The sequence below is a fragment of the Mycolicibacterium flavescens genome, from assembly GCF_001722335.1.
Classification (GTDB): domain Bacteria; phylum Actinomycetota; class Actinomycetes; order Mycobacteriales; family Mycobacteriaceae; genus Mycobacterium; species Mycobacterium flavescens.
The window spans coordinates 183032-203299 of record NZ_MIHA01000004.1 but is presented as its reverse complement, the minus strand read 5'-3'; the positions used below and the strand labels follow the sequence as shown (position 1 = coordinate 203299).

The 20268-nt window shown below is 69.8% G+C and carries 21 protein-coding genes; 15 read left to right on the top strand and 6 right to left on the bottom strand.

Features of this window, described 5'->3' with window-relative positions:
- Positions 1-14: 14 nt before the first annotated feature.
- Positions 15-671, top strand: a complete 657-nt coding sequence (locus BHQ18_RS07235) for a DUF998 domain-containing protein (RefSeq protein ID WP_069412911.1) — start codon at positions 15-17, stop codon at positions 669-671.
- Here BHQ18_RS07235 and BHQ18_RS07230 read toward each other — a convergent pair.
- The gene (locus tag BHQ18_RS07230; RefSeq protein ID WP_069413035.1) at positions 655-969 is read right to left on the bottom strand and encodes a type II toxin-antitoxin system VapB family antitoxin; all 315 of its coding nucleotides are present in this window, start codon (positions 967-969) and stop codon (positions 655-657) included. The genes BHQ18_RS07235 and BHQ18_RS07230 overlap by 17 nt on opposite strands.
- Before the next feature lie 172 nt (positions 970-1141).
- Here BHQ18_RS07230 and hrcA point away from each other — a divergent pair, with 172 nt between their 5' ends.
- The 8 genes from hrcA to era all read left to right on the top strand — a co-directional run bounded on the left by hrcA (position 1142) and on the right by era (position 8418).
- Positions 1142-2173, top strand: a complete 1032-nt coding sequence (gene hrcA, locus BHQ18_RS07225) for a heat-inducible transcriptional repressor HrcA (RefSeq protein ID WP_069412910.1) — start codon at positions 1142-1144, stop codon at positions 2171-2173.
- A gap of 39 nt (positions 2174-2212) precedes the next feature.
- Positions 2213-3361 (top strand): molecular chaperone DnaJ, encoded by a 1149-nt coding sequence (gene dnaJ / locus BHQ18_RS07220; protein WP_069412909.1) that lies wholly within the window; start codon positions 2213-2215, stop codon positions 3359-3361.
- 111 nt (positions 3362-3472) lie between these two features.
- A complete protein-coding gene (locus tag BHQ18_RS07215) occupies positions 3473-4210 on the top strand; it encodes a 16S rRNA (uracil(1498)-N(3))-methyltransferase (protein WP_069413034.1) in 738 nt (245 codons plus the stop codon).
- Positions 4211-4300: 90 nt separating this feature from the next.
- Entirely contained in the window at positions 4301-5356 is a 1056-nt protein-coding gene (locus BHQ18_RS07210) for a PhoH family protein (protein WP_069412908.1), read from the top strand.
- Between the two features lie 2 nt (positions 5357-5358).
- Positions 5359-5895 (top strand): rRNA maturation RNase YbeY, encoded by a 537-nt coding sequence (ybeY, locus tag BHQ18_RS07205; RefSeq protein WP_069412907.1) that lies wholly within the window; start codon positions 5359-5361, stop codon positions 5893-5895.
- Entirely contained in the window at positions 5892-7205 is a 1314-nt protein-coding gene (locus BHQ18_RS07200) for a hemolysin family protein (protein ID WP_069412906.1), read from the top strand. Before ybeY ends, BHQ18_RS07200 begins: the two co-directional genes overlap by 4 nt.
- Positions 7202-7519 carry a cytidine deaminase-like protein gene (locus tag BHQ18_RS07195; protein WP_069412905.1) on the top strand — a complete coding sequence of 106 codons (318 nt, stop codon included), beginning with the start codon at positions 7202-7204 and terminating at the stop codon, positions 7517-7519. The genes BHQ18_RS07200 and BHQ18_RS07195 overlap by 4 nt, the downstream gene beginning before the upstream one ends.
- Complete coding sequence (era, locus tag BHQ18_RS07190; protein ID WP_069412904.1) at positions 7516-8418, top strand: GTPase Era; 903 nt, start codon at positions 7516-7518, stop codon at positions 8416-8418. The genes BHQ18_RS07195 and era overlap by 4 nt, the downstream gene beginning before the upstream one ends.
- A gap of 3 nt (positions 8419-8421) precedes the next feature.
- Here era and BHQ18_RS07185 read toward each other — a convergent pair whose 3' ends face one another.
- Both BHQ18_RS07185 and BHQ18_RS07180 read right to left on the bottom strand, forming a co-directional pair.
- Positions 8422-8970, bottom strand: coding sequence for a CAP domain-containing protein (locus BHQ18_RS07185; RefSeq protein WP_069412903.1), 549 nt, complete (start codon positions 8968-8970; stop codon positions 8422-8424).
- 11 nt (positions 8971-8981) lie between these two features.
- The gene (locus BHQ18_RS07180) at positions 8982-10475 is read right to left on the bottom strand and encodes an amidase (protein ID WP_069412902.1); all 1494 of its coding nucleotides are present in this window, start codon (positions 10473-10475) and stop codon (positions 8982-8984) included.
- 63 nt (positions 10476-10538) lie between these two features.
- Between BHQ18_RS07180 and recO the strand changes: the two genes are divergently transcribed.
- The 3 genes from recO to BHQ18_RS07165 are packed head-to-tail and all read left to right on the top strand — an operon-like array spanning position 10539 to position 12655.
- On the top strand, positions 10539-11399 hold the full coding sequence (gene recO / locus BHQ18_RS07175) for a DNA repair protein RecO (RefSeq protein ID WP_069412901.1): 861 nt from the start codon (positions 10539-10541) through the stop codon (positions 11397-11399).
- On the top strand, positions 11329-12228 hold the full coding sequence (locus BHQ18_RS07170; RefSeq protein WP_069412900.1) for a decaprenyl diphosphate synthase: 900 nt from the start codon (positions 11329-11331) through the stop codon (positions 12226-12228). The genes recO and BHQ18_RS07170 overlap by 71 nt, the downstream gene beginning before the upstream one ends.
- Before the next feature lies 1 nt (position 12229).
- On the top strand, positions 12230-12655 hold the full coding sequence (locus BHQ18_RS07165; RefSeq protein WP_069412899.1) for a hypothetical protein: 426 nt from the start codon (positions 12230-12232) through the stop codon (positions 12653-12655).
- Here BHQ18_RS07165 and BHQ18_RS07160 read toward each other — a convergent pair.
- Entirely contained in the window at positions 12644-13060 is a 417-nt protein-coding gene (locus tag BHQ18_RS07160) for a Fur family transcriptional regulator (RefSeq protein ID WP_069412898.1), read from the bottom strand. The genes BHQ18_RS07165 and BHQ18_RS07160 overlap by 12 nt on opposite strands.
- Positions 13057-13425, bottom strand: a complete 369-nt coding sequence (locus BHQ18_RS07155) for an ArsR/SmtB family transcription factor (protein ID WP_069412897.1) — start codon at positions 13423-13425, stop codon at positions 13057-13059. Before BHQ18_RS07155 ends, BHQ18_RS07160 begins: the two co-directional genes overlap by 4 nt.
- A gap of 71 nt (positions 13426-13496) precedes the next feature.
- Between BHQ18_RS07155 and BHQ18_RS07150 the strand changes: the two genes are divergently transcribed.
- A complete protein-coding gene (locus BHQ18_RS07150; protein WP_069412896.1) occupies positions 13497-14891 on the top strand; it encodes a glycine--tRNA ligase in 1395 nt (464 codons plus the stop codon).
- A gap of 96 nt (positions 14892-14987) precedes the next feature.
- Here the strand turns inward: BHQ18_RS07150 and BHQ18_RS07145 are convergent, their stop codons facing one another.
- A complete protein-coding gene (locus tag BHQ18_RS07145) occupies positions 14988-16988 on the bottom strand; it encodes a TPM domain-containing protein (protein ID WP_069412895.1) in 2001 nt (666 codons plus the stop codon).
- A gap of 73 nt (positions 16989-17061) precedes the next feature.
- On the opposite strand from BHQ18_RS07145, the gene BHQ18_RS07140 reads away from it, so the two are divergent.
- Together BHQ18_RS07140 and dnaG are read left to right on the top strand one after the other, a co-directional pair.
- Entirely contained in the window at positions 17062-18333 is a 1272-nt protein-coding gene (locus BHQ18_RS07140; RefSeq protein WP_069413033.1) for a deoxyguanosinetriphosphate triphosphohydrolase, read from the top strand.
- 5 nt (positions 18334-18338) lie between these two features.
- Positions 18339-20252 (top strand): DNA primase, encoded by a 1914-nt coding sequence (dnaG, locus tag BHQ18_RS07135; RefSeq protein WP_069412894.1) that lies wholly within the window; start codon positions 18339-18341, stop codon positions 20250-20252.
- Positions 20253-20268 lie beyond the last annotated feature (16 nt).

The window sequence follows — 20268 nt, the reverse complement described above, 5'->3', positions numbered from 1 at the left end:
CCTAGGTTGTTGCTATGTCGACGCCGGTCCACCGCCGCGTGCTGGTGGCCGGCGCCGGATGCTGGATCGTCGCGTCGCTCGGCTTCGTGGTCCTGGAACTGCTCGCCGCGGTGGCGGTGCCGGGCTACAGCTACACCGAGCACTACATCAGCACGCTCGGCGTGCCGGCCTGGTCGCCGCGCGCCTACCTGCTCAACGGGGCGCTGTACCTGCAGGGGGTGCTGTTCGTCGCCGGGGCGGTGCTGGTGTCGCGCGCGGTGCGGGCGCGGTGGAGCGGCGCGGTGTTCGTGGTGCTGGCCGTCGTCGCCGCGGCCGGGGACTTTCTGGTCGCGTTCGTCTACGGCGGCTCGCCGCTGTGGAACGACGGGCACCAGTCGCTGCACGCGCTGGGCGCGGTGCTGGCGATCTTCGGCGGCAACCTGGCGATCATCGCGGGGACGGCGGTCGCGGGCCGCGCGGTCGGCGGCCGCACCTACCGGGTGGCCGGCCTGCTGATCGCCGCCGCCGGTCTGGTGATCTTCGCGCTGCTGCAGAACTACGACTACTGGGCCGTGCGGTACGCGCCGATCGGTGCCGTCGAGCGCGGCTGCGTGTACACGGTGATGCTGTGGCAGCTGCTGACCGGCGTCGTGCTGCTGGTGCGGGGGCGCGCGCTCAGATCTGCTGGCTGAGCGGCACATCCATGTCGAACACCCGCGCGTGCAGCACCGTGCGGTTACGCAGCGCGGCGCGCACCGCGCGATGCAGCCCGTCCTCGAGATAGACGATGCCCTTCCACCGCACCGCGTGCGGGAACAGGTCGCCGTAGAACGTCGAATCCTCTGACAGCAGCCGGTCCAGCGCGAGCACCGTGGTGGTGGTGACCAGCTCGTCGAGGCGGATCTGGCGCGGCGGGATCTGGGCCCACTGGCGGTGCGACAACCCGTGATCCGGGTACGGCTTGCCGTCCCGCACACCCTTGAAGATCATCGAGCAAACGTCCTTCGCGTCGTGCCCCCGGGCCGTGACCACACGCCATCGGCGCTTAGCAAGGCTAGTTCAACAAGGGCGGTTGCGGTGGACAGCGGCGCGCGCGAACAACCAACGGAGTGGGCCGCCGTAAAATAGGCGGCAACACAATGCGAGGGGTAGGTGAACAGATATGGGTAGCGCCGACGACCGTCGGTTCGAGGTGCTGCGCGCGATCGTCGCCGACTTCGTGGCCACCAAGGAGCCCATCGGGTCGAAGACGCTCGTCGAGCGGCACAACCTCGGCGTCTCCAGCGCAACGGTCCGCAACGACATGGCCGTGCTGGAAGCCGAGGGGTACATCACCCAACCGCACACCAGTTCCGGGCGGGTGCCGACCGAGAAGGGCTACCGGGAGTTCGTCGACCGGCTCGACAACGTCAAACCTCTGTCGTCGGCCGAGCGCAGCGCGATCCTGCGGTTCCTGGAGACCGGTGTCGACCTCGACGACGTGCTGCGCCGCGCGGTGCGGCTGCTGGCGCAGCTGACCCGGCAGGTCGCGATCGTGCAGTACCCCACGCTGACCACTTCGACGGTGCGCCACCTCGAGGTCGTCGCGCTGACCCCCGCCAAGCTGCTGCTGGTGGTGATCACCGACACCGGCCGCGTCGACCAGCGCATCGTCGAGCTCGGCGACGCCCTCGACGAACACGACGTCGTCAAGCTGCGCGACCTGCTCGGGCAGGCGCTGGAGAACAAGCCGCTGGCCGCCGCGTCGGTCGCGGTGTCGGATCTGGCGTCGCACCTCAACGGCAACGGCGGGCTCGCCGACGCCGTCGGCCGGTCGGCGACCGTGCTGGTCGAGACGCTCGTCGAGCACAGCGACGAACGCCTGGTGCTGGGCGGCACCGCCAACCTGACCCGCAACACCGCCGACTTCGGCGGATCGCTGCGCTCGGTCCTCGAGGCGCTCGAGGAGCAGGTGGTGGTGTTGCGTCTGCTGGCCGCCCAGCAGGAGGCCGGCAAGGTGACCGTGCGCATCGGCCACGAGACCGAGGCCGAGGAGATGGCCGGCACCTCGGTGGTCACCACCGCCTACGGCAGTTCGGGCAAGGTGTACGGCGGCATGGGTGTGCTGGGTCCCACCCGAATGGACTATCCGGGAACTATCGCTAATGTCGCTGCGGTTGCTCTTTATATCGGGGAAGTCTTAGGCAGCCGGTAGCACCGGCACCCTCAACCAGGAAAAGGCAGGCAAGTCAGCGTGGCACGCGACTATTACGGGCTGCTCGGAGTGAGCAAGGGCGCCTCCGAATCGGAGATCAAACGCGCCTATCGCAAGTTGGCGCGCGAACTGCACCCCGATGTCAATCCCGACGAGGAGGCGCAGGCCCGCTTCAAGGAGATCAGCGTCGCCTACGAGGTGCTCAACGATCCGGAGAAGCGCCGCATCGTCGACCTCGGCGGGGACCCGCTGGAGTCGGCGGCCTCGGCGGCCGGCAACGGGTTCTCGGGGTTCGGCGGGCTCGGCGACGTGTTCGAGGCCTTCTTCGGCGGCGGCGGCGCCACCCGCGGACCGATCGGCCGGGTCCGCCCCGGTTCGGACTCGCTGCTGCGGATGCGGCTGAACCTCGAGGAATGCGCGACCGGGGTGACCAAACAGGTCACCGTCGACACCGCGGTGCTCTGCGACCTGTGCCACGGCAAGGGCACCCACGGCAACTCCAGCCCGGCCACCTGCGACACCTGTGGTGGCCGCGGCGAGATCCAGACCGTGCAGCGCTCGCTGCTCGGGCAGGTGATGACGTCGCGGCCGTGCCCGGTGTGCGGCGGTGTCGGCGAGGTGATCCCCGATCCGTGTCACCGCTGCGGCGGCGACGGCCGGGTGCGCGCGCGCCGGGAGATCAGCGTGAAGATCCCCGCCGGTGTCGGCGACGGGATGCGTGTGCGGTTGGCCGCGCAGGGCGAGGTCGGCCCGGGCGGCGGACCCGCCGGTGACCTGTACGTCGAGGTGCACGAACAACCGCACGACACGTTCGTGCGCGACGGCGACGACCTGCACTGCACGATTTCGGTGCCGATGGTCGACGCGGCGCTGGGCACCTCGGTCAGCGTCGACGCGATCCTCGACGGGCCGACCGAGATCGCGATCCCGTCGGGCACCCAGCCCGGTGCGGTGATCTCGCTGCGCGGCCACGGGATGCCGCACCTGCGCTCCGGTGTGCGCGGCGATCTGCACGCCCACATCGATGTCGTGGTGCCGACTCGACTGGACCACGAGGACATCGAACTGCTCACCAAGCTCAAGGACAAGCGCAGCCGCGACACCTCCGAGGTGCGCTCGACGACGTCGAACCACTCGGGCGGCGGCGGGCTGTTCAGCCGGCTGCGCGAGACGTTCAGCGGCCGCTGAACGTCGGAATGCCGGGACTCCACGTGCGCGATGTCTGCGACAGGGCTGTGATCCGGCCGCGATGACGACCCTGACGCAGAAATCGGCGTGGTCACGTCTGAGGTCACGACGATGAGCGCCGCACTGTTCTACGTCGAGGCGCTGCCGCCGGCCGGCGGTCTTGCCGTCGTCGACGGCGACGAGGGCCACCACGCCGCCACGGTGCGGCGCATCCGCGTCGGCGAGCACCTCGACCTCAGCGACGGGCGCGGTGAGCTGGCGCGATGCGTCGTGGAGGAGGTCGGCAAGGGCAGGCTGGCAGCGCGCGTGCTGCAGACGTCCACGGTGGCGGCGCCGTCGCCAGCGGTGACCGTCGTGCAGGCGCTGCCGAAGTCCGAGCGTTCCGAGCTGGCGATCGAACTGGCCACCGAGGCCGGCGCCGACGCGTTCCTCGCCTGGCAGGCCGCCCGGTGTGTGGCGCGGTGGGAGAACCAGGCCAAGGTCGACAAGGGGCTGCGCCGGTGGACCGCGGTCGCCCGCTCGGCGGCCCGGCAGTCGCGGCGGCCCCGCATCCCCGAGGTCGGCGGCGTGGTGTCGACGGCCGAGCTGGTGGCCGGGCTGTCCGGTCGCGCCGCTGTGCTGGTGCTGCACGAAGCGGCTTCTGAGCCGATCACCGAGGTCGCGCTGGCGGACGCGGAGGCGGTGGTCCTGGTGGTCGGCCCGGAGGGCGGTATCACCGACGACGAGGTGGCGGCGCTGACCGCCGCGGGAGCGACGGCCGTGCGGCTGGGACCCAGCGTGCTGCGCACGTCGACGGCCGCGGCCGTCGCGCTCGGTGCGCTCGGTGTGCTGACCGGGCGGTGGGCCTGATGGTTAACCACTGGGATGCGTCTGTACCCGGCGGTAAACTGTGAGCACAGAGCAATCAGGCAGAACCCAGAAAGCAGGCACTGAACCCTCTTGACGCCCCGCGAGACGACCGCTGACTCGTCGCAGGCTGCTCAGTCTCCTGAGTCGGTACGCAGCAGCATAAATGTTCCGCCCGACCTCGTCATGGGACTTCTGGGTTCCGCCGACGAGAACCTGCGCGCCATCGAGCGCGCCCTGTCGGCCGACATTCACGCCCGCGGCAACGCGCTGACGCTCACGGGTGAGCCCGCCGACGTCGCACTGGCCGAACGGGTGATCTCCGAACTGATCGCGATCCTGTCCAGCGGCCAGACGTTGACCCCCGACGTGGTGCGGCACAGCGTCGCGATGCTCACCGGCACCGGCAACGAGTCACCCGCCGAGGTGCTCACGCTCGACATCCTGTCGCGTCGCGGCAAGACCATCCGACCCAAGACGCTCAACCAGAAGCGCTACGTCGACGCGATCGACGCGCACACCATCGTGTTCGGCATCGGCCCCGCGGGCACCGGTAAGACCTACCTGGCAATGGCCAAGGCGGTCAACGCCTTACAGTCCAAACAGGTTTCGCGCATCATCTTGACTCGGCCCGCGGTGGAGGCGGGGGAGCGGCTCGGGTTCCTGCCGGGCACGCTCAGCGAGAAGATCGACCCGTATCTGCGTCCGCTCTACGACGCGCTGCACGACATGATGGATCCCGAGCTGATCCCAAAGCTGATGAGCGCCGGGGTGATCGAGGTCGCGCCGCTGGCGTACATGCGGGGCAGAACGATCTCGGACGCGTTCATCATCCTCGACGAGGCCCAGAACACCACCGCCGAGCAGATGAAGATGTTCCTGACCCGGCTCGGGTTCAACTCGAAAATCGTTGTCACCGGCGATATCACGCAGGTCGACCTGCCCGGCGGGGCGGCATCGGGCCTGCACGCGGCGATGCGGATCCTCGACGGCATCGACGACATCCACTTCTCCGAGCTCACCAGCGCCGACGTCGTGCGACACCGGCTGGTGTCCGAGATCGTCGACGCATACGCCAGACACGATGAGCCGGCACAGTTGAACCGGGCGCAGCGGCGGGCCTCCGGCGGCGGTCGGCCGCGGCGGTAGACATGAGTATCGAGGTGTCCAACGAGTCGGGCATCGACGTGTCCGAAGAGGAACTGATCAGCGTCGCCCGCTTCGTCATCCGCAAGATGAACGTCAACCCGTCCGCCGAATTGTCGATGGTGCTGCTCGACACCGCCGCGATGGCCGACCTGCACATGCGGTGGATGGACCTGCCCGGGCCCACCGATGTGATGAGCTTCCCGATGGACGAACTCGAGCCCGGCGGCCGGCCGGATGCCCCTGAACCGGGCCCGGCGATGCTCGGTGACATCGCGCTGTGCCCGCAGTTCGCCGCCGACCAGGCCGCGGCGGCGGGCCATTCGCTGGGCCAGGAACTGGCCCTGCTGACCGTGCACGGCGTCCTTCACCTGTTGGGCTACGACCACGCCGAGCCCGACGAGGAGAAGGAGATGTTCACGTTGCAGCGTGAACTGCTCGAAGAGTGGGTCGCCGACCAGGTCGAGGCCTACCACCAGGATCGGCAGACGGCCAAGGAACGCCGGCTGCTCGACAACTCGCGATTCTTCGACGAACTGTGAGCGGCCTGGGACAGCTGATCGTCGCGATCGTCCTCGTCGTCTTCGGCGGGTTGTTCGCGGCCATCGACGCCGCGCTGAGCACCGTGTCGATGGCCCGCGTCGAGGAACTGGTGCGCGACGAGCGGCCCGGTGCGGTGCGGCTGGCCAAGGTGATGGTCGAGCGACCGCGCTACATCAACCTCATCGTGCTGCTGCGCATCGCCTGCGAGGTCGGGGCGACCGTGCTGCTGGCCGCCTATCTCGACGGGCACCTCGGCGTCAGCTGGGGCCTTTTCGTGGCCGCCGCGATCATGGTGGTGGTCAGCTTCGTCGCGATCGGCGTCGGACCCCGCACGGTCGGGCGCCAGCACGCCTACACCATCGCGTTGCTCAGCGCGCTTCCGCTGCAGGCGGTTTCGGTGCTGCTCACCCCGATCAGCCGTCTACTGGTGCTGATCGGCAATGCGCTGACCCCGGGCCGCGGGTTCCGCAACGGCCCGTTCGCGTCCGAGATCGAACTGCGCGAGGTGGTCGACCTCGCGCAGCAGCGCGGTGTGGTGGCCGACGACGAACGCCGGATGATCCAGTCGGTGTTCGAACTCGGCGACACCGCCGCGCGCGAGGTGATGGTGCCGCGCACCGAGATGGTGTGGATCGAGAGCGACAAGACCGCCGGGCAGGCCACGTCGTTGGCGGTGCGCAGCGGGCACTCCCGCATCCCGGTGATCGGGGAGAACGTCGACGACATCGTCGGTGTCGTCTACCTCAAAGACCTCGTGCAGCGCACCTACTATTCGACCGACGGGGGCCGCGGCACCACCGTCGCACAGGTCATGCGGCGGGCGGTGTTCGTGCCGGACTCCAAACCGCTCGACGAACTGCTGCGCGAGATGCAGCGCGACCGCGTGCACATGGTGCTGCTGGTCGACGAGTACGGGGCGATCGCCGGGCTGGTGACGATCGAGGATGTGCTCGAGGAGATCGTCGGCGAGATCGTCGACGAGTACGACGCCGGTGAGGTCGTGCCGGTGGAGGATCTGGGCGAGAAGCGCTATCGCGTGTCGGCGCGGCTGCCGATCGAGGACCTCGGCGAGTTGTACGACATCGAGTTCGACGACGACCTCGACGTCGACACTGTCGGTGGTCTGGTCGCCTTCGAACTCGGCAGGGTTCCGCTGCCGGGCGCCGAGGTGATCTGGGACGGGTTGCGGCTGCAGGCCGAGGGCGGACCGGATCACCGCGGCCGGGTGCGGATCGGCACGGTGCTCGTCAGCCCCACCGAACCCGTCGAAGACGAGGCCGAAGACCGCGAGGAGGATCAGGCGCGATGAGTGAGCTGCACGCCGAAGACGCCAAGCTGGTGACGCTGGCCCGCGGCGCGATGGGTCGCGCCGAGGCGGGCAGCGGGGCGGCGGTGCGCGACGCCGACGGCCGCACCTACGCCGGTGCCCCGGTGACGCTGGAGTCGTTGCGGCTCACCGCGCTTCAGGCTGCCGTCGCGGCCGCGGTATCCAGCGGCGCGACCGGTCTGGAGGCCGCGGTGCTGGTCGGCGGGTCGGACTCCGACGCGGGTGTGGCCGCGGTCCGTGAGCTGTCGGCCGACGCCGCGGTGATCGTCACCGACCGCTCCGGGCGCCCGACGTGAGCGACGAATTCCGCTCCGGTTTCGTCTGTTTCGTCGGGCGACCGAACACCGGCAAGTCCACGTTGACCAACGCGCTGGTCGGGGCGAAGGTGGCGATCACGTCGAACCGGCCGCAGACCACCCGGCACACCATCCGCGGAATCGTGCACCGCGAGGACTTCCAGATCATCCTCGTCGACACCCCCGGCCTGCACCGGCCGCGCACGCTGCTCGGGCAGCGGCTCAACGATCTGGTCAAGGACACCTACTCCGAAGTCGACGTGATCGGGTGGTGCATCCCCGCCGACGAGAAGATCGGCCCGGGCGACCGCTGGATTCACGACCAGATCCGCGCTGTCGCACCGAGAACCACGCTGGTCGCGATCGTCACCAAGATCGACAAGGTGGCCAGGGACCGCGTCGCCGCGCAACTGGTCGCGGTCAGCGAACTGGTCGGCCCCGACGTCGAGATCGTCCCGGTGTCGGCGACCGCCGACGACAACCTGGACGTTCTGACCGGTGTGCTCGCCGCCCAACTGCCGCCGGGGCCGGCGTTCTACCCCGACGGTGAGCTCACCGACGAACCCGAGGAAACCTTGATGGCCGAGCTGATCCGCGAGGCCGCGCTCGAGGGGGTGCGCGACGAACTGCCGCACTCGCTGGCCGTCGTGATCGAAGAAGTCACCCCGCGTGAGGGCCGTGAGGACCTCATCGACGTGCACGCGATCCTCTACGTCGAACGCGACAGCCAGAAGGGCATCGTGATCGGCAAGGGCGGCGCCAGGCTACGCGAGGTCGGCACCGCCGCGCGCACGCAGATCGAGAAGCTCCTCGGTACCAAGGTGTTTCTCGATCTGCGGGTCAAGGTGGCCAAGAACTGGCAGCGCGACCCCAAACAGCTGGGACGCCTGGGGTTCTAGCGATCAGCTCTGGGCGCCGGAGCCGGGCTGGCCGAACGGCCTACCGGGCCCGGGGACGGGTGGGGCGGCGTCGCCCTTGCCGTAGACCGCCACCACGACGGTGCGGTCGAGCGCGTTGGCCGACCACACGCCGATGTCGACGTTGGAGCAGTCGGACATGATCCCGTAGTAGTCGGGCCGGTGGTACCACTGGTTGATCAGCTCGATGCCGCTGATCGCCAGCGCCGGGTTGATGGCGACCGTCTCGGCGACCTCGCCGACATAGCCGGCGTTGCGGGCGCGGTCGGCCACGGTGGTGCCGTCCGAGCCGATGTCACCGTTGAGTGCGCGGTTGTTGAGCACGTCGTTGGTGTGCCACTCGGCGGCCAGCCGCAGCTTCGGGTTGATCTCGATGTCGGTGTCGCACCCGGCCTGCGACTTCACGGTGTACACGTTGGCCACCACGCCGTCGTTGAGGCGCTTGTTGTCCGCCCCGGCGGCCGGGGCGCCGACCACCGCGCCGCAGGTCAGAGCCAGCACCGTCATCGCCAATACGCCACGTCGCGACCTCATGGCGCAAGACTTTACGCGACCTCGTGCGAGACGTTGCGGGTTACCGGCCGGTCCGATGATTTCGCGGTCTCGGGGCCGGCCGGCGGCAGCCACCACGGATCGGGCTGGCGCATGGCCCAGCCGTTGATCGCCTCCAGCTCGGCGGCCAGCGACACCAGCAGCGGTTCGCTGTTTGCCGGGCCCATCAGCTGCACGCCGATCGGCAGGCCCTCGGAGGTGAATCCCGCGGGCACGTTGATCGACGGCCAGCCCAGCAGGTTCCACGGCCAGGTCACCGGGCACGCCTTGATCATCGTGCGGTCGGTCGACAACCCGCCGCGGTGGTCGAAGTCGTGCACCGGCGGCGCCGGCTGCGCGGTGGTCGGGGCCAGCACCACGTCGGCGATGTTGAAGATGTAGCCGATCCGGCGGTGCGCGCGGGCCTCGCGGGCGCGGGCCTTGCGCAGCACGTGCTCCGACAGCAGGCGGCCGGTGCGCAGGTTGGCTTTGGTGCGCGGGTCCAGCTGCGCGCCCGGGCCGAGCCGTTCGGCCCACTCGAGCAGCCCCGACGTCGACCGCGACAGGAAGTTCCACGACATCTCGAGGCTGTAGTCGGGGTCGGCGGCGACGATGTGGTGCCCGAGCTGTTCGAGCTGGTCGGCCACCACCGACATCGCCGCGCGGATCTCGGGATGCAGCTTGGCCCGAAACACCGTGAACGGGAACTTCGTCGACAGCGCGATCCGCAGCGGGCCGGGCGCCTGCGAGACGTAGTCGGAGATCTGCACCTGCGGCGGCTGATGCCGGTCACCGGCGACGTTGCCCGACGCCGCGTCGAGCACCAGCGCGGCGTCGGTGACCGTGCGGGCCAGGACGCCGTTGACGGTGATGCCGTTGAACGCCTCGGGCAGCGGCCAGGTCGAGATGCGTCCGCGCTGCGGTTTGATGCCGACCAGATGTGTCCACGCCGCGGGGATGCGCACGCTGCCGGCACCGTCGGAGCCGATCGCCGCGGCCACCAGCCCCGCGGCCACCGCGGCGGCGCTGCCGCCCGACGAACCGCCCGGGGTGTGCTCACGCGACCACGGGTTGCGGGTGTGCCCGAACGCGGGTCCGCTGGTGAACGGCCACTGGCCCAGTTCGCAGGTGTTCGTCTTGCCGACGATGACCGCGCCGGCGGCCCGCAGCCGTCGCACCACTTCACTGTCCTCGGTGGCCGGGCGCACGGCGCCGTCGGCGCCGAACCGGGTCGGCACCCCGGCGACGTCGACGTCGTCCTTGACCGCGATCGGGATGCCCAGCAACGGATGCTTCGAATGATCTTGACCCGCGGCGCGTTTGCGGTCCGCGCGGGCGGCGTCGGCCAGCGCCTGTTCGGTGAACACCACCCGGAACGCGTTGAGCGTCGGTTGGCTGGCCGCGATGGCGTCGAGCGATCGCTGCACCAGCTCCACCGACGTGGCGGATCCGCTCGCGAGCTGGAAAAGCTGTTGAGTCACGGTGGGAAAGCGGTTTGTCTGGGGCATCGGTTACGAGGATATCGGCGGTGCGTACCGGAATCTGACGGACCGCAATGCCAGACTGGACCCATGCGGCTGTACCGGGACCGAGCGGTGGTGCTGCGCCAGCACAAGCTTGGCGAGGCCGACCGGATCGTCACCCTGCTCACCCGCGACCACGGGCTGGTTCGCGCGGTGGCCAAGGGGGTGCGGCGCACCCGCAGCAAGTTCGGCGCCAGGCTGGAGCCGTTCGCGCACATCGATGTTCAGCTGCACCCGGGCCGCAACCTCGACATCGTGACCCAGGTGCAGGCCATCGACGCGTTCGCCTCCGACATCGTCAGCGACTACGGCCGCTACACCTGCGCGTGCGCGGTGCTCGAGACCGCCGAGCGGCTGGCCGGAGAGGAACGCGCCCCGATGCCGTCGCTGCACCGGTTGACGGTGGCCGCGTTGCGCGCGGTCGCCGACGGCAGCCGGCCGCGTGAGCTGGTGCTCGACGCCTATCTGTTGCGGGCGATGGGCATCGCGGGCTGGGCACCGGCGTTGACCGAGTGCGCGCGCTGCGCGGCGCCGGGTCCGCACCGGGCATTCAATGTGGCTGCCGGCGGCAGCGTGTGTGTGCACTGCCGGCCGTCGGGGTCGGTCACGCCGCCGCAGGGGGTGCTGGACCTGATGGCGGCCCTGCACGACGGTGACTGGGCGCACGCCGAGACGTCGACGCCGTCGTACCGCAGCCAGGCCAGCGGGCTGGTGGCCGCGCATCTGCAGTGGCACTTGGAGCGTCAGCTGCGGACACTGCCGCTGGTCGAACGGGTGTACCGGGTCGATAGGAGTGTCGGCGAGCAGCGGGTGTCGCTGGTCGGGCAGGATGTGCCACATGGCAAGCGAACGGGCTGGGCTGAAGAAGAAGGGCAAAGGGACCTACCCACAGCTGCCCCCGGCGCCTGAGGACTACCCGACGTTCCCGGACAAGTCGACGTGGCCGGTGGTTTTCCCGGAGATCCCGGCGGGCACCAACGGCCGTTTCGCCCGGCCGCCCCAGCACACGTCGAAGGAGTCCGCGCCCCGGATACCGGCCGACCAGGTGCCCAACCACGTCGCGGTCGTGATGGACGGCAACGGTCGCTGGGCCACCCAGCGCGGCCTGCACCGCACCGAGGGGCACAAGATGGGTGAAGCGGTGCTCATCGACATCACTTGCGGGGCAATCGAAATCGGGATCAAGCACCTGACGGTGTACGCGTTTTCCACCGAGAACTGGAAACGCAGCACCGAGGAGGTGCGGTTCCTGATGGGGTTCAACCGCGAGGTGGTGCGCCGGCGCCGCGAGAACCTCAACGACATGGGTGTGCGGATGCGCTGGGTCGGTTCGCGGCCGCGGATGTGGCGCAGCGTGATCAAGGAGTTCGACATCGCCGAGCAGATGACGGTCGGCAACGACGTCATCACGATCAACTACTGCGTGAACTACGGTGGGCGCACCGAGATCGTGGAGGCGACGCGGGAGCTCGCGCAGCTGGCCGTCGACGGCAAGATCAGGCCCGACCGCATCACCGAGGCGAGCTTCGCCAAACACCTGCACCGGTCCGACATCCCCGACGTCGACCTGTTCATCCGGACATCGGGGGAGCAGCGGGCCAGCAACTTTCTGCTGTGGCAGGCGGCCTACGCCGAGTTCGTGTTCCAGGACAAGCTGTGGCCGGACTACGACCGCCGCGACCTGTGGGCGGCGTGCGAGGAGTACGTCAACCGCAACCGCCGGTTCGGACGGGCCTGACATGAGCCTGCAGGAGCGGCTCGGCGAGGTCCTCGACGGTGTGCTGCCGGTGACCCGCGAGGACGACGGCGCGGTCACCGTGCACCACGACGAGACGTTCGCCTCGCTGCGCACGGTCCCGGTCGCCGAGGGGCTGGAGCTGGTGTCGTTGACCCAGATCCTGGCCTGGGACCTGCCGCTGGACGCCAAGCTGCGCGCCGCGGTCGCCGAGCACGCCCACAAGACGCTGCTGGGCACCGTGTCGCTGACCACCAAGAGCGCCCCCGCGCAGATCGCCGCCGGCGCCAAGCGCAACTCCAAAAAGGCTGCGGATGTGCTGCTGCGCTACAACTTTCCCGCCGCCGGGCTGACCGACGAAGCGCTGCGCACGCTGATCCTGATGGTGCTGGCCACCGGCGCGGAAGTGCGTCGCGCGCTAATCGGCTGACTTGCCCGTGCAGTCGCCGCACACACCGAAGATCTCGATGGTGTGGCTGACGTCGGAGAAGTTGTGCTCGCGCGCGACGCGGTCGGTCCAGTCCTCGACGTCGCCGCCCTGAATCTCCACCGCCGACCCGCACAACCGGCACACCAGGTGATGGTGGTGGTCGTCGGAGCAGCGTCGGTACACCGATTCGCCGGTGTCGGTGCGCAAAGTGTCGACGACGCCGGCCGCGGCCATCTGCTGCAGCGTGCGGTAGACCGTCGTCAACCCGATGGCCTCACCGCGGCGGCGCAGTTCGTCGTGCAGTTCCTGGGCGGAGCGGAACTCGTCGACCTTCTCCAGCAGCGCCGAGATCGCCGCGCGCTGCCGGGTCGCGCGCACGCCGGTCGAGGACGGCACCGTGGTCATCGCCCGCCTTCGGCCGCGTGGGTCACCGCCGCGACGACGATGTCGGCCAGGTGCTCGTCGACGAGGCGGTACATCACCTCGCGGCCCGACCGCTCACCGGCGACCACCCCGGCCGCCTTGAGGATCCGCAGGTGCTGGCTGACCAGCGGCTGCGGCACGGCGAGCGCGTCGACAAGTTCGTGCACGCAACGCGCCGACACCCGCAGCTGCAGCACGATCGCGATCCGCACCGGCGCCGCCAGCGCCCGCAGCAGATCCCCGGAGGTGTCGAGCACGTCACGTGTCGGCACCTCGGGAAACGGTGCGCCGCTGTGGTCGTGTGCGGGTTCCTCGTGCCCCACCGGCAAAGTGGAAACGGTTTTCATTATGGCGCCAACAATACATGCGTGTCCCTGCATGTCAACGCCGCGGAGGGGGATCGCTACGCTGTGCACTCGTGGCTCAGTCTTCTTCGATCATCGACACCGTCGCGAACCTCGCCAAGCGGCGCGGTCTGGTTTATCAGGCCGGGGAGATCTACGGCGGCACCAAGTCGGCGTGGGACTACGGGCCGCTCGGGGTGGAACTCAAGGAGAACATCAAGCGTCAGTGGTGGCGCTCGGTGGTCACCAGCCGCGACGACGTCGTCGGCCTGGACAGCTCGATCATCCTGCCGCGCGAGGTGTGGGTGGCCTCGGGTCACGTCGACGTGTTCAACGACCCGCTGGTCGAGTGCCTGAACTGCCACAAGCGCCACCGGCAGGACCACATGCAGGAGGCGTACGCCGAGAAGAAGGGGATCTCCGATCCCGACTCGGTGACGATGGACGAGATCAACTGCCCGGACTGCGGCACCAAGGGGCAGTGGACCGAACCGCGCGACTTCAACATGATGCTCAAGACCTACCTCGGCCCGATCGAGACCGAGGAGGGGCTGCACTACCTGCGGCCGGAGACCGCGCAGGGCATCTTCGTCAACTTCGCCAACGTGGTGACCACGCAGCGCAAGAAGCCGCCGTTCGGCATCGCGCAGACCGGTAAGAGCTTCCGCAACGAGATCACCCCCGGCAACTTCATCTTCCGCACCCGCGAGTTCGAGCAGATGGAGATGGAGTTCTTTGTCGAACCGTCGACCGCCCGCGAGTGGCACCAGTACTGGATCGACGAGCGGCTGCAGTGGTACGTCGACCTCGGCATCGACCGCGACAACCTGCGGCTCTACGAACACCCGAAAGAGAAGCTGTCGCACTACTCCGACCGCACCGTCGACATCGAGTACAAGTTCGGGTTCGCCGGCAACCCGTGGGGTGAACTCGAAGGTGTCGCCAACCGGACTGACTTCGACTTGTCAACGCACACAAAGCATTCCGGTACCGACCTGTCCTACTACGATCAGGCCAACGACACCCGCTACGTGCCGTACGTGATCGAACCCGCAGCGGGGCTGACGCGGTCGTTCATGGCGTTCCTGGTCGACGCCTACGCCGAGGACGAGGCGCCCAACGCCAAGGGCGGCGTCGACAAGCGCACCGTGCTGCGCCTGGACCCGCGGCTCTCACCGGTCAAGGCCGCGGTGCTGCCGCTGTCGCGCAACGAGGCGCTCTCACCCAGGGCCCGCGACCTGGCCGCCGAACTGCGCAAGTGCTGGAACGTCGAGTTCGACGACGCCGGCGCCATCGGCCGCCGGTATCGCCGCCAGGACGAGATCGGCACGCCGTTCTGCGTGACCGTCGACTTCGACACGCTCGAGGACCAGGCCGTCACGATCCGCGAGCGCGACGCGATGACCCAGGACCGGGTGGCACTCGATCAGGTCAGTGACTACCTGGCCGCGCGGCTGAAGGGCTGCTGAAGGGCTGCCGAAATCCTGCCGAGCAGTCGCAAAGTGCCCTAATTTCGCGGCTTTTGGGGGCACTTCGCGTCTGCTCGCCGGCAGTGGCGGCGGGGTCTAGAAGCGGCCGCCGCCGCCGAACATGCCCCCGCCACCCCCGGAACCGCCGAACGAACCGGGATTGAACCCGCCCCCGCCGAAACCACCGCCGAAGCCGCCGCGCATCCCGCCGCTGAGGATGTTGCCGATCAGGATGCCGCCGAGGATCGCGCCCATGTTGCCGCCGCCGCCCCCGCCGTGCGGGCCCATGAACGTGTTCTGCGCGTTGTGCACGTCGTTGTTGGCCAGTGTCTGCGCCTGAGACGCCAGCATCGCCGCGCCGTTGGCGTGCGCGATCGCCTCGGCCGGATCGGTCGCCCGCTTGTTCTCCGCGGCGCCGAGTTGCCGCACCGCCTCGGCCAGCCGGGTGCGGGCCTCCGGGCCGACCGCGCCGCGCCGGGTGTCGATGAAGTCGCTGACCGACCGCACCCGCGACCGGGCGGTGAACAACGCCTCGTCGAGCGCGCGGTTGAGCCGCTCGGCGGCCTCGCGGGCCTCCTCGACCGCGGCGAGCAGCCGGTCCAGGTCGGCGTCGGCCTTGGTCAACTCGGTGAACGCGCCCAGTGGGTCCACCTGGCCGGTGCGCTGCGCGGTGGCCACCGCGGCGGCCGCGGCGTCGCGGGCCCGCTCGAGCTCGGCGCGCTGCGGCGTCGAACCCTGCGCCAGCAGCGTCCCGGCCTGCCTGATGCCGTTCTGGATGTCCTCGATCGCCGCGGGCAGGTGCGATGCGGCCCGGCGGATGTCGCTGGCGGCGCTGTCGACCGCGTCCAGCAGCGACCGGGCCTGCAGCAGCGCCGACTCGGCCGCCCGCACCGAGTCGATCAGCTCGGTCTGCTGCCCGGCCACCGGCCGGTTGGCCAACTCGCGGCCGCGGGTGATGTTCTCGTCGGCGAAGCTCAGCAGCTCCTTGGCCGCGTCGACGTTGCCGGCCACCGAAGTCAGTGCCGCGACGTCGAATTCGCGGTGCAATTCGTCGAGCTTCTGCCCTGAGGCGTCCAGTCGGGCGGTGATGTCGACGATCTGCTGGGTCATCGTGTCCAGGCGGCTCGGCGCGTTGATCACGAGGTCGCGCAGCTTGGCGAACGCCTCGCTCTGCGATTCGAGTTCGCGGTCGGCCTTACCGGCGGCCACCACCACCCGGGTCAGCAGGTCGCGGCGCTGTGCCGGTGTCTCGGGGATCGCGTCGTCGAGGATCTGGCGGACGTTGAACGCCTGAGTCAGCGTCGTTTTGGCGTTGGCCACCGCGCGGGTGAACGGTTCGGTGCGCTCCTTGCCGAACTCCTCGACGGCCAACTCGAGTTCGTGTTCGCTGGTGCGCACGGCGTTGTCGACCTCGACCACCATCGCCTTGGACAGGTCGTCAAGCGCGTCCAGGGACACCGCGGCCAACGCCTGCGGATCGGTCGGGTCCACCCGGCGGGCCGCGGCGAACTCGGCTTCGCGACGCTTGCGCTTGCGCCGTCGACGCCACAGCAGCAGCCCCACCAACCCGACCCCGATCACGGCCAGGATCGCCAGCACCGCGAACCCGCTGATGCCCGTGCCCGAACCGGGACGCTCGCCGAGCCCCGTCGCGGCCGCCACCGCCGCGCCGGCCCAGTCGTCCTGGCGCAGCGCGGGTTCGATGTCGTTGCGCCGGATGCTGTCCACCCGGTTCGCGCTCAGATCGGTGGCGCTGTCGGGCACCAGGAACGCGTACGCGCGGTCGACGGTGGCCACCGCCAGCAGCGCGTCGAAGTCACCGAGGTCGCTGCGCTGGCGGGTCGCGGTCGCCCACGACTGCGCCGACTGCCCGTCGAATGAGTCGACGTAGACCACCCACAGCCGGGTCCTGGCGTCGGCGTAGAGGGTGTCGATGGCCGACGTGACCCGCCCGAGGTCGGCGGCGCTGAGCACACCGGCGTCGTCGGTGACGTAGCCGCCCAGCCGCAGCGGCCGTTCGGCGGCGGTCGTGGGCGCGAGCAGCAGGCCGGCGGCCAGCACCGTGAGCATCACGCTGAACAGACGGGCGAGGCGCATGATCGCCAATCTAGTGCCGAACGGGCCGCCGGCCCCGCCGCACCGGGCAACCGTGCTGGCAGACTGTGCGTCGGTGGCAGCGAACGACGATTCCTACGACGAGTTCGACCGGCAGCGGCTGGTGGTCGAACCGGTCAAGGGTGCCGCGTTGCCGGGCACCGCCACCGAACACCGCACCGACTTCGCCCGCGACCGCGCTCGGGTGCTGCACTGCGCGGCGCTGCGCCGGCTGGCCGACAAGACGCAGGTCGTCGGGCCGCGGGAGGGGGAGACGCCGCGCACCCGGCTCACCCACTCGCTGGAGGTCGCCCAGATCGGCCGCGAGATGGCCTTCGGTCTGGGCTGCGACCCCGACCTCGTCGACCTGGCCGGGCTCGCCCACGACATCGGTCATCCGCCGTACGGTCACAACGGCGAGCGCGCGCTCAACGAGATCGCCAAGGCGTTCGGCGGGTTCGAGGGTAACGCGCAGAACTTCCGAATCCTGACCCGGCTCGAGCCCAAAGTCCTTGACCCGCAGGGTGCTAGCGCCGGACTGAACTTGACCCGCGCGTCGCTCGACGCGGTGGCGAAGTACCCGTGGCGGCGCACCGGTGAGCGCACCAAGTTCGGTTTCTACGACGACGACGGCGCCGCCGCGGACTGGGTCCGCGACGGGGCGCCCGCCGAGCGGCCCTGCCTGGAGGGGCAGGTGATGGACTGGGCCGACGACGTCGCCTACTCGGTGCACGACGTCGAGGACGGCGTGATCTCCGGGCGCATCGACCTGCGGGTACTGGCCGACGCCGACGCCGCCGACGCGCTGGCCCGGTTGGGCGCCCGGTCCTTCGCGGCGCTGGAGCCCGACGATCTGCTGGCCGCCGCCGAACGGCTCTCGGCGCTGCCGACGATCGCGGCGGTCGGCAAGTTCGACGGCACGCTGGCGTCGTCGGTGGCGCTCAAACGGTTGACCAGCGAGCTGGTCGGCCGCTTCGTCACCGCCGCGATCGCCGAGACCCGCTCGGTGGCAGGCGCCGGCCCGCTGCGCCGCTTCCAGGCCGATCTGTCGGTGCCGACGACGGTGCGCGGCGAGGTGGCCGTGCTCAAGACGCTGGCGCTGCAGTTCATCATGTCCGACCACCTGCACCTGCAGTTGCAGGCCGATCAGCGGGCCCGCATCCACGAAGTGGCACTCGCGTTGTGGGCGCAGGCGCCGAGCAGCCTGGACCCGCAGTTCGCCGCCCAGTTCAGCGCCGCCGACGACGACGGCGCCCGGCTGCGCGCGGTCGTCGACCAGATCGCGTCCTACACCGAGGGGCGGTTCGAACGAGTGCACGAGGCGCGCTCGCCGAGGCGAATAGACTGACGCGCGTGGCCGGGCGGATTTCAGATCGAGACATCGCGGCCATTCGCGACAAGGTGCGCATCGAGGACGTCGTCGGCGACTACGTGCAGTTGCGGCGCGCCGGCGCCGACTCGATGAAGGGGCTGTGCCCGTTCCACGACGAGAAGACGCCGTCGTTCCATGTGCGACCCAACCACGGCCACTTCCACTGCTTCGGCTGCGGTGAGGGCGGCGACGTCTACGCGTTCCTGCAGAAGATCGAGCATGTCAGCTTCGTCGAATCGGTCGAACTGCTCGCCGACCGCGTCGGCTACACGATCACCTACACCGGCGCGTCGACCACCAACGTCCAGCGTGACCGCGGCAGCCGAAGCCGGCTGATCGCGGCCAACGCCGCCGCCCAGGAGTTCTACGCGGCCGCGCTGGAGTCCGAGGAGGCCGCCCCGGCGCGCCAGTACCTGATCGAGCGCAACTTCAACGGCGACGCCGCCAAGCGGTTCGGCTGCGGGTTCGCCCCCCCGGGTTGGGACACGCTGACGAAACACCTGCTGCGCAAGGGGTTCGAGTTCAAGGAACTCGAAGCCGCGGGGCTGTCACGCGAAGGTAAACGCGGGCCGATGGACCGCTTCCACCGGCGGCTGCTGTGGCCGATCCGGGCCAGCGGCGGCGAGGTGATCGGGTTCGGCGCGCGGCGCATCTTCGACGACGACCCGATGGAGGCCAAGTACGTCAACACCCCCGAGACCGTGCTGTACAAAAAATCGGCGGTGCTGTTCGGTCTGGATCTGGCCAAGCGCGACATCGCCAAGGGTCATCAGGCGGTGGTGGTGGAGGGCTACACCGATGTGATGGCCATGCACCTGTCCGGGGTGACGACGGCGGTCGCGTCGTGCGGCACCGCGTTCGGCGACGAGCACCTGTCGATGCTGCGCCGACTGATGATGGACGACAACTTCTTTCGCGGCGAGCTGATCTACGTCTTCGACGGTGACGCGGCCGGCCGGGCGGCGGCGATCAAGGCGTTCGAGGGTGAGCAGAACCTGGCCGGGCAGTCGTTCGTCGCGGTGGCCGACGATGGTATGGATCCCTGCGATCTGCGGCTCAAATCCGGCGAGGGAGCGCTGCGCGACCTGGTGGCGCGGCGAACCCCGTTGTTCGAGTTCGCGATTCGCACCGCGCTGGCCGAGCACGATCTCGACAGCGCGGAGGGCCGGGTGGCCGCGCTGCGCCGGTGCGTGCCGATGGTGGCCCGCATCAAGGAGCCGATGCTGCGCGACGAGTACGCGCGCCGACTCGCCGGCTGGGTGGGCTGGGCCGACGACGCGCAGGTGCTCAGCCGGGTCCGCGAGGAGGCGCAGAAACGGGGCATGCCCGAGCGCGGCCGTCGTCGCCGCGGCGCGGCCGAACAGCCGCGCCAGACCCGCTCGCCGGAAGCGGCGGCGCGCCCGGATCCCGCCGACCCGACGCTGTGGCCGCAGCGCGAGGCGCTCAAGGCCGCGTTGCAGTACCCGGCGATCGCCGGGCCGGTGTTCGACTCGCTGACCGTCGAGAGCTTCACCCACCCCGGGTACGCGGCCGTGCGGTCGGCGATCGACGCGGCAGGAGGGACGTCGGCGGGGCTGTCCGGTGCCGAGTGGATCGAGGCGGTGCGCGCGCAGACGGCGAGCCCGGCCGCGGCGGGGCTGGTCAACGAACTCGGCGTGGACAGCATCAACGTCGAGGACGAGGAGAAGCTGCCGCGCTACATCGGCGGGGTGCTGGCCCGACTGCAGGAAGTGTGGGTCGGTCGGCAGATCGCCGAGGTGAAGTCGCGGCTGCAGCGGATGTCGCCGGTCGAGCAGGGCGACGAGTACCACGCGCTGTTCGGTGACCTGGTCGCGATGGAGGCCTATCGCCGCAGCCTGCTCGAACAGGCCGCCGGCGACGACATCTCTGCGTGAGCGGATGTAACGCGAT